This is a genomic window from Mesorhizobium sp. P2_A8, from assembly GCF_056404935.1.
In genome coordinates this window covers 1-1027 of sequence record NZ_JBFUDB010000031.1, presented here as the reverse complement: position 1 = coordinate 1027, position 1027 = coordinate 1, and the positions used below count along the sequence as shown (strand labels likewise).

Genomic DNA, 1027 nt, shown 5'->3' with positions numbered 1-1027 from the left:
CTGACTTATTGATCTCGCTTGTCGGTCCGACCATTTCGGTTTCGGAAACGTCTTCGCTGGGGGGCTTGTTCGCGCGGTATGAGCAGGATTTCGCCGCATATGATGACAGCCACTGGGCGGCTGACGGCGCTGACTGGGCCTCGGCGAACTATTACGACCGTGCCTTCATCAACTATGTCTGGTATGCGCGCACCGGCGAGCAGGTTTATCTCCAGCGCGGCAATGCGATCGCTGACGATTATCTGAAGAACTATGTCGAGGCGAATAACTACGGCGTGGCCTCTTGGTGGTCCATGCCCAAGGGCATCGCCGCCCACTATCTGCTCAATGGCGACCAGGCCAGCCTGAGCGCCATCGGAAAGATGGCTGACCAGGTCGTCAATCCGTGGAACACGGAGAATAATTGGGCCAACCTGTTCGACCCGCACCAGTCGGAGGGCCGCGAGGAGGCGCGCGCGCTGGAAACGCTCACGCAGGCGATCCTCATCGATGCGCCTTCCGTTGGCGTCCCCAACATCCAGCCCAATGGCGAAGACTGGGGGGTGTCCGGCGGCAACGATTTCCATGCTCTGGCCAATTCGCTCGTGGAGAAGATCCTGACCTCCGGCTTCCAGCATACCGACGGCTCGCGTCCGCACTTCGTGGACGGCGCGGCCCCTGACGGCGCGCCGATCGACAAGCCATTCATGAACGGGCTCATGAACGAGGCGTTGATGAACTACTACGAGCAGGTCGACGCCGACCCGCGCATCGTGTCCTTCATCAAGGCCAATCTCGATTACATGTGGGCCCACGAATGGGATGCCACAGCCAAGGCGTTTCAATATATCGACGAGACGTCCGCCACCGGGGAGCAGGATGTGCCGGCCGCCGACCTGAACATGCTGATCGTGAACGGGTTCGGCTTTGTCTACCAACACACCGGCGACGCGACATACCTGCAGCGCGGCAACATCGTCTTCGAGGGCGGGGTGGAGGGCACCTGGCTCGAAGGCTCGAAGCAGTTCAACCAGCAATATGCAAGCTC

At 60.6% G+C, this 1027-nt stretch carries 1 protein-coding gene; it reads left to right on the top strand.

What is annotated here, in order from left to right; all coding sequences use genetic code 11:
• On the top strand, nucleotides 1–1027 hold a 1027-nt coding region (locus AC1D10_RS35550; RefSeq protein ID WP_477279982.1), incomplete at both ends, for a hypothetical protein.